We start from the raw sequence: 15,659 nt of genomic DNA on the forward strand, positions 1-15,659 counted from the left end.
TTGGTGTGACCCGCGGTGCGCGACGGGAGCAGGAACCCTTGGGATTCCCACAAAAACCAGAAGGCTGTGTGGTGGTTGTCAGACAGGCGCGAACGATGAAATTCGCCGGGCGAGTCGTGTTGTGAGATGAGGCGGGGCGACGACGTCGGCCGTCGCCCCGCCGACCGGTCAGAATCAGAGGAAGGCGAGGGGGTCGAAGTCCTCCAGCGGGATGATGCAGACGCGTGGCAGCGGGATGGTGAAGGCCTTGACGTCGCTCTCCAGATCGTAGACCGTCAGGCCCTCGCCCTCCAGCCCGGCCAGCTGGGCGTTAAGGAACTCGCGGAAGCACAGGATCCCGACCTGGGCGCCGGCCTGCAGGAGCCGCTCGATGTGGGGGATGTAGTCGCCGTCGTGGCTGCCCAGCAGGATGTGGGCCTCCTGGCCGGACTCGACCCGCTGGGCCAGCGCCTCCAGGGTGCGCTGGATGCCGACGTCGACGACCTTCTCCTCATTGCTTCCCGATCCGGCCAGCGGGACGGGCCGGTAGTCCATGGCCAGCAGGGCCTGGATGAAGCTCATGGGCATGTGGCCGCTGGTGGCGTTGAGGAAGAACAGGGCCCGGGCCTCGTCCCCCTCACCCTCCTCGGCGTTGGCGGAAGACAGCTCATCACAGTATGCGAGGACCCGGTCCCAGCGGGGCCGCTCCTCAGGTTCGGGGCGCCGCCCCAGCACGCTCATGCCGAGAGTGGCGTCAATGTTCTCGCCATCGACGAGAAGATAAGTCGGTACGCTCATACGCCCCATGCTACCGGTCCCGGCGTTCAACAGCAGATGGCGACGCCCGGAGAAGTCCCACCGATACCAACCTTTTTCCAGGTTGTGCGGGAAGTTATCGGGGCGTGACCCGAGGGGCTCGTGGGCCGTGGTCGCTACTCCCGGGGCAAAGCCGCCCGGTCCTCGTCGTGGTGACGAGGGCCGAGCGGCTGATGCGTCTCGATGACGATGTCCTGCCGGCCCCGCCGGATCGGGTCAGGGGCTCTCAGTAGGAGGACTTCTCCTCGCCGACCGGCTGCTCCTGGTTCTTGAGGGCCTCGAAGGCGGCGTTGATGGCGGCGTCGTCGCCATTGGTGATCTGGGCGGGAGCCTGCTGCGGGGCGCCCTGGAGCGCCGGGTTCTGCCCGGACTTGAGCGCCGCCAGGCGGGCCTCGGCCTCCAGCCCGGCGCCGGAGGCCTCGAGCTCGGCGAACTGGGACTCCAGGGAGGAGCCGGCCAGCTCCATCTGCCCGGCGGCCTGGGCCTCGACCCGACGCACCTGGTCCTCGTAGCGGGACAGCTCGCTGGTGGGGTCCAGGACGTTGATGGAGCGGATGGCGCCCTGCACCTTGACCTGAGCCTCAGCGGTCTTCTGGCGGGCGATGAGCTGGTCGCGCTTGGAGCGCAGCTCGCCGAGCTTGACCTCCATCTGCTGCAGACCGGTCTTGAGCTGCTCGACGACCTGGCGCTGGGAGGCGATCATCGGCTCGGCGGCCTTGGCCTCGTTCTCCGCCGTGATCTGCTTGGTCAGCGCGATCTTGGCCAGGGAGTCCCACTTGTCCGCACCGGCCGTGTCGCCGCCGGCGCGCAGCTGATCGGCCTTGCGGGAGGCGGCCAGGGCCTTGTTGCCCCAGTCCCGGGCCTCAGCGACGTCGGCGTCGTGGTCCTTCTCGGCCAGGCGCAGGTTGCCGATCGTCTGGGCGACGGCGTCGCGGGCCTCGGCGATGGAAGCCGTGTAGTCCCGCACCAGCTGGTTGAGCATCTTCTCCGGGTCCTCAGCCCGGTCCAGGAGCGCGTTGATGTTGGCGCGGGTGAGCTGGGCGATGCGCCCCAGAATCGACTGCTTCTCAGCCATAGTTGTTCGTCCTTCTGTCGACGTGCGACGTCGGTATGGGCAGGTATGGGCAAGGCGGGTGCCGGATGGTTGCCGGGCGGGCCAGGCGGATCAGGCGTCATGATCGCAGGTTCGGGCGGCCGGAGTCACGCCGTCGGGGCCCTCATCGCTCAGGGCATGACTGGCTCCTGACCTGGACCGGTCGGCAGGAAGACGCGGCTCAGAAGTCGCCGCCCCCGTCGAAGAAGTCGCCGACCCCGTCCAGGAAGTCGCCTCCTCCGCTGAAGAAGCCACCGCCCCAGTCATTGTCATGGTGGTGGGAGCCCCAGCCGCCGTAGCTGTGGCCGCCTCCCAGCAGCAGTCCGCCCAGCAGCAGTGAGCCCAGGTCGAGGCCGCCGCCCGAGCGGCCGTAGCCGCCCGAGTCTCTCTCACCGGACCGTGGGCTCCACGAGCTCGACGACGACCCGCGCACGTCGGCCTCGGCCAGCGCCTGGGCCTGGGCCACGAGGGGCTCGGCCGCGGCGACCTCCGCCAGGGCCGCCACCGGGTCGGTGGTCTGCACGGTCGTGGCGGCCGTGGCGTGGCGGGCGGCCTCGCTCAGCGCGGTGCGCGCCGAGGGGCCCACCGCGCCGCGGTAGGTGGTGATGTAGGAGGTCACGGACTCCACCTGGGAGTTGAGACGGGCCAGGCGCGAGCCCAGGGAGGCCCGGGCGCGCGAGTCGTTCTCCTCGCGCTCGCGGGCCGGGGCCAGAGCGGCGTCGATGGCGGCCTCCGCCCGGGCCAGGTGGTCCAGCGCCGCCAGGGGGTCGCCGCTCGGCGAGCTGCCACTGGCCTGACGGCCCTCGGTGATGGCGGCCTCGGCGTCGGCCACGAGCGGGGCCAGGGTCGCTGCCGGCACCGAGCCCTCCAGGCGCTTGGCGTCCACCAGGTCCGAGGAGATTGAGGCGATGGCCGCCTCCAGGTCCTTCGCCGCGCTCTGGAGGCGCTCGCGGGCGCCGGTGACCTGGGCCGCCAGCTCACCGGCCTGCGCGATCGAGCCCTGGGCGATGCGCACCTGCTCCACCGCCGTCGCGTCCTGGGAGGCCTCGACGCTGGCGCGGGCCTGGTCCAGGGCGGTGCGCCCGGCGGCCAGCAGGCGGCGGGACTGCTCGGGGGCCTGGGCCACGCTGGTCAGGGAGGAGGCCGGATAGGCGGCGCTGAGGGTGACCAGGATCGTCTCGGCCATGACGATGGCCTGCTCGGTCTCGTCGGCCCGCTGGGTGGTCTCCGCGATCGACGTCGGCAGGTTTGCCTCGATGCCGCGCCGCTTGTTGAAGGCCTCCTCCTGGGCACGGATCTCGCTGACCGCCTCCGAGCAGTGCTGGAGGATCTCGGTGTACATCTGGCGCTGCTGCGGCTCGGTCTCGGGGATATCGTCGTCGAGGATCTTGCGCAGCTCGAAGCACCGCGACAGGTGCTTGCGGGCGCTGTCCAGGGCAGCGGTGAAGGCGTCCGTGGCCGACAGCCCGAACTGCGCCTGGGCGTAGGACAGCTCCTCGGCGGCGGCGCGCACCGTGTCATCGGCCTGGACCAGGGCGCTGCCGGCCTGCGTGCGCAGCTGCTCCACCGTCATCGCGGCGGGCCCTGATGCCTGGTCCGCCGGCGCGCCGCCCGAGGCGGCCTGCTTCTTGCGCTTGCCGAACAGCATGTCGTCGTTCTCCTTGTTCTTCCTGCGCTTGTACACCGTCCAGGCGGCGACCCCACCGGCCGCCACCGCGCCCCCTCCCAGCAGCACCGGAAGGGCTGAGGAGCCCGAGCCCCCCGAGTTGTGTGAACTGCCTGAGCCCGAGGGGCCGGACATGTTCTCCGGGATCGCCGCAACGGCGTCGTCGTAGCTGCCGGCGCTCAGCTGCTTCTTGAGGGCGGAGTCGATCCGCCTGTAGTCCGACTCGGAGAACTTCGAGGAGTTGCTGTGCGCCTGCAGCTTGTAGCTCCTCGAGGCCGAGCCGTCGGCGGGGATGTTGATGACCAGGAGCATGTCGTCGCGTCCCAGCTTCGTGTCCTTGAAGGCCTGCTCGGCGATCGCGGAGGCCTTGCGGCTGGAGTCGGAGACGGTCAGCACCCACAGGCCCACGCCGTGCTTGGAGGACATCGTGTCCACGGCCTGCTGGGCCTTGGAGGCGTCCAGGATCCCCAGGTCGTCGGTGACGTGCTTGGTCAAAGTGGTGCTCGACGCCGCCGGGAGGGCTCGGGGCACGGCCGCCGACACGGCGATAGGAGAGGAGCCGGGGTCAGAGGCGTGGCGCCCCCCGACCGTCGTCGGCGCTGCCGCAGCGCTTGCGGAGGTTCCCAGCAGTCCCAGGACGGCCGCCGTCGCGGCGCCGGAAGCGGCCAGCTGATACAAGGGGCGGGGGCGCGGGGACTGTGGGTGCTTCATCCGGGCCATAGTCCCCGCAGGGTGCCGGTGTGAGCAAGTCGTTTCGCCTCAGGCGGCACGTGTGAGCCTGTCGCCCGTTACGAGCAACCGAACCACCGGCAGAATGTCGCCCATGACAGACACGCTCACGATCACCGTCATCGAGCCCGAGGAGCTCGCGCCCGTGGGGCGCCTGGGGGAGTGGCTCTTCGCCGAGGGGGCCGCGCTGCGCATGGTGCGCCCATGGCAGGGCGAGGCCATCCCGACCCTCGAGGAGGTCGGTGACGGCCTCGTCGTGCTGGGCGGATCCATGAGCGCCCACGACGAGGCCGACCACCCCTGGCTGGCGGATCTGCGTGAGCTGCTGCGCGGTGTCGTCGCCGACAACCTTCCGACCATCGCCATCTGCCTGGGCGCCCAGGTGGCCGCCGAGGCCCTGGGTGGCACCACGGCCGTGCCGGCGCTGGGCAATGACGAGGTCGGCGTCGTCGAGCTGACCATCACGCCGGCCGGCGAGAGCGACCCGGTCTTCGGGCAGGTGGCCGCCGAGGCCGTGCGCGCCGCCCACCGCGCCGGGATCTCCACCTCCGACGGCACCCGCCTACCCGTCATCGTGTCCCACTACGACGCCGTCACTCACCTGCCCGAGGCTGCCACTCTCCTGGCCTCCTCCGACCGCTCCCCGGTGCATACCTGGCGGGCTGGCCGGCTCCTGGCCTTCCAGCACCACCCCGAGTCCGACCCGGCGCGCGTCGCCTACTGGCGCACCCGCGACGCCCTGAACGAGCAGGCCGGCACCATGGACGCGGCCTCACTCAAGGCCGCTCGCGAGGCCCTGGAGGTGGCTGCCGGGAAGAACGCCGCACCGGGCGCCGCCGGAACCCACGGGGCGACCGCTGCGGACCTGCCCGAGGCGGCCGCGAGCGCCGGGGCCGCCGCCCGTGAGGAGGCAGAGAGGGTGGATCCCGTCATCCAGGCCTTCGGCCGCACCCTGGCGCGGGTCCTCGTGCGCAACGTGCGCGCCCGCCGCCTGGCGCGTTGAACCGGCCTGCTCACCGCCGTCGGGCTCACCGAGGCCCGGCGGCCTCCGTGCGGGTCCGGCGCCAGCGGGCGAACAGGACCAGGAAGGCGGCGACCTGCAGGCCGATCAGCCCCGTGTCGCCGACGATGAGCATGCCCATCCGGAGTGGGGACATGTCGCTGCCCACAAGGTTCATGTGCATGGGGACGAAGCAGGCGAGGAGCAGGGCGCTCGTACTGATGAGTACGAGGAGCTGCTGACGCAGTGACAAGGGGGACTTGCCCCGGGTGGCGAGTCGGTGACGTTCATGTGACATGGTTCATACCTTCTCGGCGTCGATGATGGCGTACGCGTATCCCTGCTCGGCCAGGAATCGCTGGCGGTGGGCTGCGTACTCCTGGTCGGCGGTGTCGCGGGCGACGACCGTGTAGAAGTGGGCCTGGCGGCCGTCCTCCTTGGGGCGCACGATCCGGCCGAGCCGCTGGGCCTCCTCCTGGCGCGAGCCGAAGGAGCCCGAGACCTGGACGGCCACGCTCGCCCCGGGCAGGTCGATGGAGAAGTTCGCGACCTTGGACACCACCAGTGTACGGATATCGCCGGAGCGGAAGGCGTCGTAGAGGCGCTGACGCTCGCGCACCGTTGTCGAGCCGGTGATGACGGGGGCGCCCAGGTGCTCGGCGATCTCGGTGAGCTGGTCCACGTACTGGCCGATGACGAGGGCCGACTCGCCCTCGTGGCGGGCCAGGAGGGCGTCGATGATCGGCAGCTTGCGCGGGGAGGAGGCTGCCAGGCGGTAGCGCTCCTCGGGCTCGGCGGTCGCATAGGCCATGCGCTCACCGGCGTCGAGGGTCAGGCGCACCTCGGTGCAGATCGCCGGGGCGATCCAGCCCTGGTTCTCCAGGTCCTTCCAGGGGGCGTCGTAGCGCTTGGGGCCGATGAGGCTGAAGACCTCGTCCTCGCGGCCGTCCTCGCGCACGAGGGTCGCGGTCAGGCCCAGACGGCGGCGCGCCTGCAGGTCCGCGGTCATCCGGAAGATCGGGGCGGGCAGGAGGTGGACCTCGTCGTAGACGATGAGCCCCCAGTCGTGGGAGTCCAGCAGGTCCAGGTGCGGGTAGACGCCCTTCCGGCGGGTGGTCAGGACCTGGTAGGTGGCGATCGTGACGGGGCGGACCTCCTTGCGCGAGCCGGAGTACTCGCCGATCTCGTCTTCGGTCAGGGTGGTGAAGCGCATGAGTTCCTCCTTCCACTGACGCGCCGAGACCGCGTTGGTGACCAGGATGAGCGTGGTCGTCGAGCTCCTGGCCATGGAGGCGGCGCCCACGAGGGTCTTGCCGGCCCCGCACGGCAGAACGACGACGCCGGAGCCTCCCGCCCAGAAGCTCTCCACCGCCTCGGTCTGGTAGGGGCGCAGCTGGAAGGTGCCGGGGGAGTCGGTCAGCGTGATGGGGTGGGCCTCGCCGTCGACGTAACCGGCCAGGTCCTCGGCCGGCCAGCCCAGCTTGATGAGCACCTGCTTGAGGTGGCCCCGCTCGGAGGGGTGGACGACGACGTCGGCCTCCCCGAGCCGCTGACCCAGCAGGCCCTTGGTGCGCTTGGAGCGCATGACCTCCTCCAGGACCGGCACGTCGGTGGCGTGCAGGACCAGGCCGTGGGCGGGGTCGGTGATGAGCTGGAGCCGGCCGTAGCGGCTCATCGTCTCGGCGATCTCGGTGAGCAGGGCGTGCGGCACCGGGAAGCGCGAGTAGGTGATGAGGGTGTGGACGACCGTCTCGGCGTCCAGGCCCGCGGCGCGCGCGTTCCACAGGGCCAGCGGTGTGATCCGGTAGGTGTGGATGTGCTCGGGGGCGCGCTCCAGCTCGGCGAAGGCGGCGATGGCACGGCGGGCCTCCCCAGCCCGCGGGCGGGCGACCTCCAGGAGGACGGACTTGTCGGACTGGACGATGAGCGGGCCGTCGGGGGCCGACGACGCCGGGGACGCGGAATCGCTGGGCGTGGCGGACATGAACGGGAGTATCCCAAGTCGGGGCGTCGGGGCGCCGTGACGGACGAGACGTTCCTCTTCCAGCGGGAGGGGCGATCCGGCCGGCTTCATGCCCGCGCGCACCTCACGGCCCGGATCCTGAGCTCGCGCAGCGGTGCGTGAGCCGTGGGGTGCGAACGCGAGCCCCGGACGCGGGTCGGGAAGCGCCCTCCCCGTTGCCTGGGCGGGTCTCCTTCCGCAGGATGAGGAATCCAATCGGGCGGACTGTCTAGGGTGGCTGCATGAACAATGAGCTCAATCAGACTGGAGGCGACCACAAGGCGTCCGGCACCGGTCAACGCGGCCGCTGGGCTGCCTGGTCGGAGGTCATCGAGGAGGCATTCAAACCGGCTCAGGGGCCGGCTACGCCGTGGTTCTGGCCCATGATCTACGGCTCCATGCTGGGGGTCGCGATGGGTGTGGCGGCGCCAGGGCCGTGGTTCTTGTGGCTGCCGGTGGGGTGGTCGATGGGTCTGGCCCTCGGAACCGCCTTCAAGACGAGTGGGGACTCGGAGTCTTCCGAGGGGACGGAGGGCGAGTAGCCGGCACCGGTGGTTGGCACTGGTCCCGCTCGTAGGCCCGCCTTTGCACCCCGCCCCGCTCTGTCCGTGAGTGGGGCGGGGGCGTATTTTTGTGCGGATGAGCTCTTCCGCCTCCACCCAGGACCTCGCCGTGCACCTGACGGCGCTGCCGGACCGCGAGGTCGCCGCCCTGCTGGTGGCGCGCCCGGACCTGGCCGCGCCGCCGTCCTCCTCCTTCCTGGCCTTGGCGACCCGAGCGGGGGCGCAGAGCAGCGTCGAGCAGGCGCTGGCCGGGCTGGATGCGCCGACGCTGGCCGTGGCCGAGGCGGTGGTGGCACTCAGCCGGCTCGACGAATCGGGTAAGGCCGAAGGAATCGGGCCGACCGAGGTAGCCGAGGACGCGCGCGCCGGTGGAGTCCTCGGGGCCGGTGGTGAGCCGGCCGACGATGAGCCTGTCGGCCATCCCGCCGACAATCCGACCAGCCCGACCAGCCCGGCCAACCCGGACAACGCTGACCTTGCCGGGCTGATCGCCGCCCACCTGCCGCTGGAGTCCGATCAGGTCGCTGAGGCGCTGGATCACCTGGGTCGGCTGGCGCTCGTCATCGAGGGTCGCCCCGTGGCCGCACTCGAGACGGCCTTCGGGCCGCACCCCTTCGGTCTGGGGCCCTGGGCCGCTGAGCCCCTGAGCGCCGAGCAGCTGCCGCCCACCCTGGAGGAGCTGAGCGAGGACGTCGCCGGCGGTGCCGGCGAGCCGATCGTCCCGGCGGCCTCCGTGGAGATGCTCCAGGCCCTCACCTGGGGGCCGCCCGCCGGCACGCTGCGCTCGGGCGGCAGGGCCCCGGGGGCGGCGCCGCTCATCGAGCGCGGCTGGCTGGAGCGCAGCGGCGACGCCCGCGGGCGCACTCGCTTCATCCTGCCGCGCCAGGTGGCCCTCGCCCTGCGAGGCGGCCGCTTGACGCGCGAGGCCCTGACCGCCCCCGAGGCCAGCGTGTTGGAGATGGTGGGCGGCGCCGTCGTCGCCTCCGAGTCCTCCTTCCACGCCGAGGAGACCGTTCGGCTCGTGGGCGCGCTCCTGGAGGAGTGGGGCCGTGAGGGCGGGACGATCCGCCGCACCGGGGGAGTGAGCGTGCGCGCTCTGGCCCGTACCGCCGACGCCCTCGACCTGGAGCCAGACGCGGCCGCCCGCATCATCGAGACCGCCGCCGGCGCCGGGCTCCTGGGACTCGATGACGACGGCGCCACCTGGGTGCCCTCGATCCTGGCCGCAGGCTGGCTCGCCGACAGCCTCCCCCAGCGCTGGGCGCCGCTCGCCCTGGCCTGGGCCACCAGCGCCCGCACCCCCTGGCTGACGGGTACCCGTGACGACGACGGGGCCCTGCGCACCGTCCTCGGCCCGGACCTGGAGGCCGGGTGGGCGGCGCGACTGCGCACCCGCGTGCTCGCGCTCCTGGGCGACCTCCCGCAGGGGGCGAGCGCGACCCCGGCCTTCGTGCGGGCGGCCCTGACCTGGGAGAGCCCCCGACGCACCATCCCGGGCGGGGCGATCTCCGCGGTCCTGGCCGAGGCCGATGCTCTTGGGCTCACTGGTGCCGGGGCACTCACCGAAGCCGGCAGGATCCTCGCCCGGCGTGCGGCGGCAAGCCCCGATGAGCAGGACGCCCAGCGCGGTGGCGGTGCCGGTAGCGCCGAGGGGGTCGACGGCGACGCGCACGCCGAAGCGCTGTCGGACGACGAGACCCTGGCAGCTCTGGAGGCGGCGCTCGCCGCGGACCTGCCGGCCGCCGTCGAGACGATCCTCGTCCAGTCCGACCTCACCGCCATTGTGCCAGGCCGGCCCGCACCCGAGCTGGCCGCCCTGCTGGAGCGCACGAGCGTTGTCGAGTCGCGCGGCGGGGCACTCACGGTGCGGTTCACTCCCGAGTCGGTGCGCGGTGCGCTCGACGCCGGATACCGGGCCGAGGAGATCACCCAGGCGATCGGCCGCTACAGTCCCGCGCCCCTGCCGGACTCGCTGAGTGTGCTCATCCAGGACGCGGCCCGCCACCACGGGGCGGTGCGGGTGCGGGCCGTGGCCGCGCTGCTGCGGGTCGGTGACGAGGCAACGGCCGCCGGGCTCCTGGCCGAGCCGCGCTTGCGGGACCTCGGCCTGGACGAGGTGGCGCCCGGGATCCTCGTGGCCACGGCACCGGCGGGGCAGGTGCTGCGTGAGCTGCGCGCCGCCGGACTGGCGCCGGTGACCGAGGACGCGAGCGGACATCTGGTGGTCGGACCGGCCATCGCGCAGCAGGTGCGCCGGGCCCCCGAGCCGTCACGCCCCGGCAGCGAGCACTCGGTCCGACGGCGCAGGCCTGGCCGGCGCGAGCTGGCGACCCTGGTGGGCAGGCTCCGTGTGGGGCAGGAGGCACTGCACGCCGCCGGAGAGGCGGCTGTGGCCACCGATCCCGTGCACGCCCTGGCGGTCCTGCGCCAGGCGCAGTCCTCGCGCTCGCGGCTGCGGCTGCGGCTGGCAGGTCCCGACGGAGCCGTGCAGGAGCGGCAGGCGAGGGTCATGGCCGTCGAGCCCGGGCGGGTGCGCCTGCGCGACGTCCTGCGCGAGACCGAGCTGACCGTCGCCGTCCACCGCATCGTCTCGGTCGAGGCCGAGTGACGGCAGACGTTAGTGACCGTCTGAAGGCAGCATCCCGTCGAATGCGCTAGTCGTTGCTGAACTTGGTGCTGTCGGCGAGTTTGAGCCAGACGACCCCGGCGATGATGACGGCGAGCCAGATGGCCTTGGCCGCTGTGAAGGTTTCATCGAAGAAGACGGGGCCGAGCACTGCAGACCCGACAGCGCCGATTCCAGCCCAGACCGCGTATCCAATGCCGACATCGATTCGTTTGAGCGCGACGCTCAGGAAAAACAGGGTGCAGAGGAAGAAGACGAGAGCGACCAGGGACCAGGCGAGGTGAGTGAATCCTTGACTGCCGTTGACGCTCAGGGCGTATCCAACTTCGAAGGCTCCGGCGAGGAGCAGGGCGGACCACGGACCTGCCGCGCTGCGTCCGGTGGTGGGCACGGTGTTGTCATTGGTTGTTGTCATGATCATTCCTTTCGGGTGTGATGTGAATGAAGAGTCAGACGGTTCCGGCAAGGTTCAGTCCGACGACTCCGATAATGACGATGGCGATACCGAGGAGTTTTCTCCATGTCAGTTTCTGCTTGAGGAAGATTGCGCCGACGATGACGATCCCTACGCCGGCAAGTGAGGTCCACAGGGCGTAGCCGACGCCGACATCAAAGGTGAGGAGGGCGAGACTGAGGAAGAAGGTGGCGATGGCGCCGCTGATCAAGGTTGCGATGGTCCAAGGGATGTTGCGGAAGCCTTGGGCTTTTCCGGCGGCGATACCGACCGTGACCTCGAAGATGACGGCGATCGTGAGATAGATCCATTGCATGACTGGTCCTTTCTGAGATGTCAGTTTCGGATGTTGTGAAGGGCAAGAAATCGGATGAACGGTTCAGTGTCACCGGAGACGCGGAGTGGTCGCATGAGGGTATTGCGCAGTGAGTCGGTGATGTCGAATGCTGGATAGCTGTACCGGTAGTCAAAGCCGAGTTCAGCGACTTGGTCGCGGTCGACGGCGACTCGGATATCGGCGATTCGGGCATTGACGGCATGTCGGTAGCACATGCCGCACGGTTCGCCTGTTGCCAGGAGGGTGGTGCCTCTCAAGTCGGTTCTCCCACTTGATGTAAGGGCATCGCGGATCGCCGTGATCTCTGCGTGAGCGCTTGGGTCGCCCGTTTCCTGGACACGATTGACGCCGAACTCGGAGATCACCTGCTGCCCATCAACGATGACCCCTACGAAAGGGAGTCCTCCGCTCTCCACGTGGGTGATTGATCGCACGACTGCCTGCCTCATTATCTGTTCCAGGTGGTTCGTCATAGCTCGCATCCCCTTGAAGTTGCAAGTGTGTCCACGGTCTCTTTTAGTCGTGTTGCACTGGGGGTGCCTTGAAGTGGGGTGCCGCCGATGATGATTCCGGGAACGGCTGTGATCCTCATGGTTTCGGTGGCATAGGCGAGGTCCGCCTGATGCTGACGTCTGCGTTCGGGGCTCGCTATGGCCTCTCGAACGGAGGTTTCCTCCAGGCCTAAGGAGCTGGCGATATCGACAATGACTTCCTCGTCCCCGATGTTGCGATCGTCCTGAAAGAACGCCTGGAACATTGCATGAGAGTACGCTTCGGCGATATTGCGCTCATGCGCGAGCTGCAGTACGAGGAATGCTTTCTCAGTGCGAGGCTGAGGTGACACGCTCGGCAGGCGAACGGGGATCCCGACGCGGTCGGCCATCGGATAGACAATGTCATTCCATATGCGCGGTAGATAGTCGTCCTCCGGCCTGAGGGACGGAACTGGGGCGGGGCGCAGCTCGAGTGGGCGAATATTGACTTCCACGTCCCGGTCTCGCCTCAGTTCTTCGAGGGCGGGTTCGACCAGGAAACAGAATGGGCAGACGTAGTCAATGAATACGTCGACAGTGGTACTCATGATGTCGAGCCTCCTTAGTTGCATGTACATGCATGTAGTGGAGTGTTGGGTGGTGGTTTGTGTGTCGTATGAGCTGACGGTGCGGTTTCTGCTAGGGGGTCAGGTCTGCGATGGCGTGAAAAGCTCGACCTGCAGTGCCAGGTGCTGTGATGGCGGGTGGGGTTGTCAACAGGCCGGCGAGTCTCTCGCTGTAGGGCGTGGCTAGCTCATGCGCAAGGTCGAGGCCGGCCTTGGTGATGACTGCGTAGACGCCGCGGCCGTCCTCGGGGCACGTGTCGCGAGTGACGAGACCTTTGAGCTCCAGTCTTCCTACGAGCCGTGTCGTTGAGCTCTGATTAAGGCCGACTCGGACGGCTAGGTCCGAGATCCGCAACTCGTGGTCCGACGCCCTGCTGAGGAGTGCCAGTGCTCGATAGTCGGTGAGCCCCAGTCCGTGACGCTGAGACAGCCACAGGTTGAGTGAGGTCTCGATTCGTCCGACTGTTGCGACCACCGTTGCCCATGAATCGCCCGGCTCAGTCAAGGTGGGCACCTCTCTGGGATGGACGACATGTATTCATGTGCATGCAAGTAGGTTAGGGTAAGCGGACATCGTCGTCAAGGGCTGCATGAGGTGTGCCCAGGCCAACCCGCGCTGGTCAGGGCAGTCTCAGAAGCCTCCCCTACACTGGCCGGGTGACCGACACGATCGACTCTCACACCGACGCCTCGGGCGAGCCCACGACCGGGACCGACTTGGGTTCTCCGGCGGGCGCCGCCATCGGGGCGCGCACCTCGACGGTGACCCTGGAGCGTCCGGCCCCCGTGCCGCGCGCCGGCGCCCTGCCCACCCCAGGACAAGACCCTCACCTCCCCGGCCGCCGTCGAGCTCGCCCGCCGCGCGCTGGAGGAGGTCACCGACCCCATCACCGTCGGTGAGTACCGGGCCGCTGTGCCCAACGCCGAGCGCCTGGTCACCCACCTGTTCGACTGCACCCTGAGCGGCTACCGCGGCTGGCACTGGGCCGTCACCCTCAGCCGCGTCCCGCGCAGCCGCACTGCCACCGTTTGCGAGATGGAGCTCCTCCCCGGCGAGGACGCCCTCCTCGCCCCCGCCTGGGTCCCGTGGGCCGAGCGCCTCGAACCCGGCGACATCACCCGCTCCGACCGCCTCCCCCGCAAGGAGACCGACGAGCGCCTCGAACCCGGGTGGGAGGCCACCGGCGAGGACGCCGACGCCGTCGCCCTGGACCAGCTCGACCTGGGTCGCCCCCGGGTCCTCAGCGCCCAGGGGGTCTCCAGCGCCGCCGAGCGCTGGTACGGCGGCGACCACGGCCCCGACGCCGAGGGCGTCCGCAAGGCTCACGCCACCTGCTCCACCTGCGGCTTCTTCCTGCCCATGGCCGGCGCCCTGCGCGCCGTCTTCGGGGTCTGCGCCAACGAGTGGTCCGCCGACGACGGTAGCGTCGTCTCCCTGGACCACGGCTGCGGCGCCCACTCCGAGACCGATCTGCCCGACCAGGGCCCAGAGTGGCCCATCAACCCCTCACGGGTCGACGACCACCTCATGGTGCCGCTGAGCACCAACGGGCTCGACCTGCGCGACGGCCGGAGCATCGCCGAGCTCGCCGCCCAGCAGCCCGACGACGTCGACGGCGAGCCCGACGGCGCCCCCGCCGAGAGCGAGGCAGGCGCGCCCGTCCCGAAGGCCGGAGCCGAGCCGCCGGCCCAGGACCGGGACACTGATGCCGCAGCCGATGCCGCGAAGGCTGCTGCCGACATCGACGCCGACATCGCCACCGAGTCTGCCGTCACTGCCGACGGCGCCGCTGGTGCTGACGGCGCGGATGGCACGGACATCGTTGCCGGTGCGGATACCACCGAGCCCGCAGCTGAGGAGCCGCCGGCAGAGGCGTCCGGGAAGAAGACCGGTAAGACTGCGGAGAAGCCCGCCGCGAAGCGCTCCCGCCGCGAGGCCTCCTCGACCAGGCGTCGTCGTCGCACATCCGACTCGCCGGAGGAAACCTCTGAGGACCGCCGCAGCCGTCTGCCGGAGTTCGACCTCGGAGACCTTGGGGGAGCCGCGACCGCCACGGCGTCGGCCTCATCGGCCCCCGACGCCGCCGAGGTTCTCGCGGCAACCGCGGAGCCGGCGCCGCCGACCCCCGCCAGCGCAGGATCCGGTGACACGCCCAGTGAGCGCGCCGCCTCGGCCCGCGCCGCCGTGGCCGGCCTGTCCCTCGCGCTCGGGGTCGACGCGCCTGCCGAGGAAGCAGACGAGGAATCGGCTACGAGGCTTTCGGTCTCAGGGGCAAGCGACCGAAGTGCCGACGGCCGCACGGACGGGACGCCCCAGGAGGGTGTGCCCGACGCGGAGCCCGAGGACGCAGAGCCCCAGCACGCGCCGCGCACCCTTGCCGAGCTCGAGGCCATCCTGCCCAAACGCTCCTGACACGCCCTCGACTGCGGTCCGCCATCATGCCTCAGCGAGGCGCTTGGCGGCCGCCAGCACCTCGTCGAGCATCGCCTCGGTGAGCCGCCCGGTGAAGGTGTTCTGCTGACTGGGGTGGTAGCTGCCGAGCAGTGTCACCGGCCTGCCGTCGGGCCTGGTCAGCTCCGCCGTCGCCCCGTGGCCGAAGCTCGGCTGAGGGCGGGGAAGGGTCCATCGCGCCTCGCGGGTGACCCGCAGCGCCGCGCCCCATCCGATCCCGCCCAGCGCCAGCAGCACCCTGACCTCCGGCATGAGGGTGATCTCGCGGGCGAGCCACGGGGTGCAGGTGGCGCGCTCGACGGTCGTCGGCCGGTTGACGGGTGGGGCGCAACGCACGGCTGCGCCCATGCGCGCCCCGATGAGCCGCTGTCCGTCACCGGCCGCCGTCGAGGTGGGTGACGCCGCCAGTCCCGCCCGGTAGAAGGCCGCCCACAGCCAGTCCCCGGAGCGGTCCCCCGTGAACATGCGGCCGGTGCGGTTCGCCCCGTTGGCCGCGGGTGCCAGCCCGACGACGTAGATGCGGGCATCCGCCGCCCCGACGCTCGCCACCGGCCGCCCCCAGTACGGCTCATCGGCGAAGGAGGCGCGACGGCCGGTCCTGGCCACCTCCTCCCGCCAGGCCACGAGCCGGTCACAGGCACGGCACACCGTGATCCGGGCGTCGAGCGCGGGCAGCTCCGATGACGAGGCGGCCAGGTATGCCACGTCGTTGGCCGATCGGGCCACCGGCGTCCCAGCAGTGGCGGGATCGTCGGGCCATCCGGTCCCTGGAGGGACCGGGGAATCGAAGAACGCTCCGGTGACGGGGTGCGGATCGGCCATGTCCTCATTGTGTGCACGGGC

Annotated in this window: 16 protein-coding genes; 5 read left to right on the forward strand and 11 right to left on the reverse strand. The window is 70.4% G+C overall.

The genetic code is table 11. The annotated features are described in order from the left end of the window. Positions 1-174 precede the first annotated feature (174 nt). The 3 genes from BQ8008_RS12420 to BQ8008_RS12430 all read right to left on the reverse strand — a co-directional run bounded on the left by BQ8008_RS12420 (position 175) and on the right by BQ8008_RS12430 (position 4,265). Positions 175-777 (reverse strand): NYN domain-containing protein, encoded by a 603-nt coding sequence (locus BQ8008_RS12420; protein WP_108834258.1) that lies wholly within the window; start codon positions 775-777, stop codon positions 175-177. Positions 778-1,021: 244 nt separating this feature from the next. Then, complete coding sequence (locus BQ8008_RS12425; RefSeq protein WP_108834260.1) at positions 1,022-1,870, reverse strand: PspA/IM30 family protein; 849 nt, start codon at positions 1,868-1,870, stop codon at positions 1,022-1,024. Positions 1,871-2,069: 199 nt separating this feature from the next. Beyond that, complete coding sequence (locus BQ8008_RS12430) at positions 2,070-4,265, reverse strand: TPM domain-containing protein (RefSeq protein ID WP_108834977.1); 2,196 nt, start codon at positions 4,263-4,265, stop codon at positions 2,070-2,072. Positions 4,266-4,377: 112 nt separating this feature from the next. Here BQ8008_RS12430 and BQ8008_RS12435 point away from each other — a divergent pair, with 112 nt between their 5' ends. Further along, positions 4,378-5,286 carry a type 1 glutamine amidotransferase gene (locus BQ8008_RS12435; protein WP_108834262.1) on the forward strand — a complete coding sequence of 303 codons (909 nt, stop codon included), beginning with the start codon at positions 4,378-4,380 and terminating at the stop codon, positions 5,284-5,286. Positions 5,287-5,311: 25 nt separating this feature from the next. Here BQ8008_RS12435 and BQ8008_RS12440 read toward each other — a convergent pair whose 3' ends face one another. Next, entirely contained in the window at positions 5,312-5,581 is a 270-nt protein-coding gene (locus tag BQ8008_RS12440; protein WP_234415401.1) for a hypothetical protein, read from the reverse strand. A gap of 3 nt (positions 5,582-5,584) precedes the next feature. Beyond that, positions 5,585-7,267, reverse strand: coding sequence for a DNA repair helicase XPB (locus tag BQ8008_RS12445; protein WP_108834264.1), 1,683 nt, complete (start codon positions 7,265-7,267; stop codon positions 5,585-5,587). Between the two features lie 260 nt (positions 7,268-7,527). Here BQ8008_RS12445 and BQ8008_RS12450 point away from each other — a divergent pair, with 260 nt between their 5' ends. After that, positions 7,528-7,827, forward strand: a complete 300-nt coding sequence (locus tag BQ8008_RS12450; RefSeq protein ID WP_108834266.1) for a hypothetical protein — start codon at positions 7,528-7,530, stop codon at positions 7,825-7,827. A 97-nt stretch (positions 7,828-7,924) separates the two neighbouring features. Continuing rightward, positions 7,925-10,456, forward strand: coding sequence for a helicase-associated domain-containing protein (locus tag BQ8008_RS12455; protein WP_234415402.1), 2,532 nt, complete (start codon positions 7,925-7,927; stop codon positions 10,454-10,456). Between the two features lie 46 nt (positions 10,457-10,502). Here BQ8008_RS12455 and BQ8008_RS12460 read toward each other — a convergent pair whose 3' ends face one another. The 5 genes from BQ8008_RS12460 to BQ8008_RS12480 all read right to left on the reverse strand — a co-directional run bounded on the left by BQ8008_RS12460 (position 10,503) and on the right by BQ8008_RS12480 (position 12,878). Then, positions 10,503-10,889, reverse strand: coding sequence for a DMT family transporter (locus BQ8008_RS12460; protein ID WP_234415403.1), 387 nt, complete (start codon positions 10,887-10,889; stop codon positions 10,503-10,505). A gap of 34 nt (positions 10,890-10,923) precedes the next feature. Beyond that, positions 10,924-11,244 carry a DMT family transporter gene (locus tag BQ8008_RS12465; RefSeq protein WP_108834270.1) on the reverse strand — a complete coding sequence of 107 codons (321 nt, stop codon included), beginning with the start codon at positions 11,242-11,244 and terminating at the stop codon, positions 10,924-10,926. Positions 11,245-11,264: 20 nt separating this feature from the next. Continuing rightward, the gene (locus BQ8008_RS12470) at positions 11,265-11,738 is read right to left on the reverse strand and encodes a nucleoside deaminase (protein WP_108834272.1); all 474 of its coding nucleotides are present in this window, start codon (positions 11,736-11,738) and stop codon (positions 11,265-11,267) included. Then, positions 11,735-12,346 carry a DsbA family oxidoreductase gene (locus tag BQ8008_RS12475; RefSeq protein WP_234415404.1) on the reverse strand — a complete coding sequence of 204 codons (612 nt, stop codon included), beginning with the start codon at positions 12,344-12,346 and terminating at the stop codon, positions 11,735-11,737. Before BQ8008_RS12475 ends, BQ8008_RS12470 begins: the two co-directional genes overlap by 4 nt. Before the next feature lie 91 nt (positions 12,347-12,437). Next, entirely contained in the window at positions 12,438-12,878 is a 441-nt protein-coding gene (locus BQ8008_RS12480; RefSeq protein ID WP_325048138.1) for a MarR family winged helix-turn-helix transcriptional regulator, read from the reverse strand. Between the two features lie 143 nt (positions 12,879-13,021). Between BQ8008_RS12480 and BQ8008_RS13865 the strand changes: the two genes are divergently transcribed. Continuing rightward, positions 13,022-13,264 (forward strand): hypothetical protein, encoded by a 243-nt coding sequence (locus BQ8008_RS13865; RefSeq protein WP_234415405.1) that lies wholly within the window; start codon positions 13,022-13,024, stop codon positions 13,262-13,264. Positions 13,265-13,277: 13 nt separating this feature from the next. Continuing rightward, positions 13,278-14,777, forward strand: coding sequence for a DUF3027 domain-containing protein (locus BQ8008_RS12485; protein ID WP_234415406.1), 1,500 nt, complete (start codon positions 13,278-13,280; stop codon positions 14,775-14,777). Positions 14,778-14,801: 24 nt separating this feature from the next. Here BQ8008_RS12485 and BQ8008_RS12490 read toward each other — a convergent pair whose 3' ends face one another. After that, positions 14,802-15,638, reverse strand: coding sequence for a uracil-DNA glycosylase (locus BQ8008_RS12490; RefSeq protein ID WP_108834276.1), 837 nt, complete (start codon positions 15,636-15,638; stop codon positions 14,802-14,804). Positions 15,639-15,659 lie beyond the last annotated feature (21 nt).

Source organism: Actinomyces sp. Marseille-P3109 (assembly GCF_900323545.1).
In the GTDB taxonomy this organism is placed as follows: Bacteria; Actinomycetota; Actinomycetes; order Actinomycetales; family Actinomycetaceae; genus Actinomyces.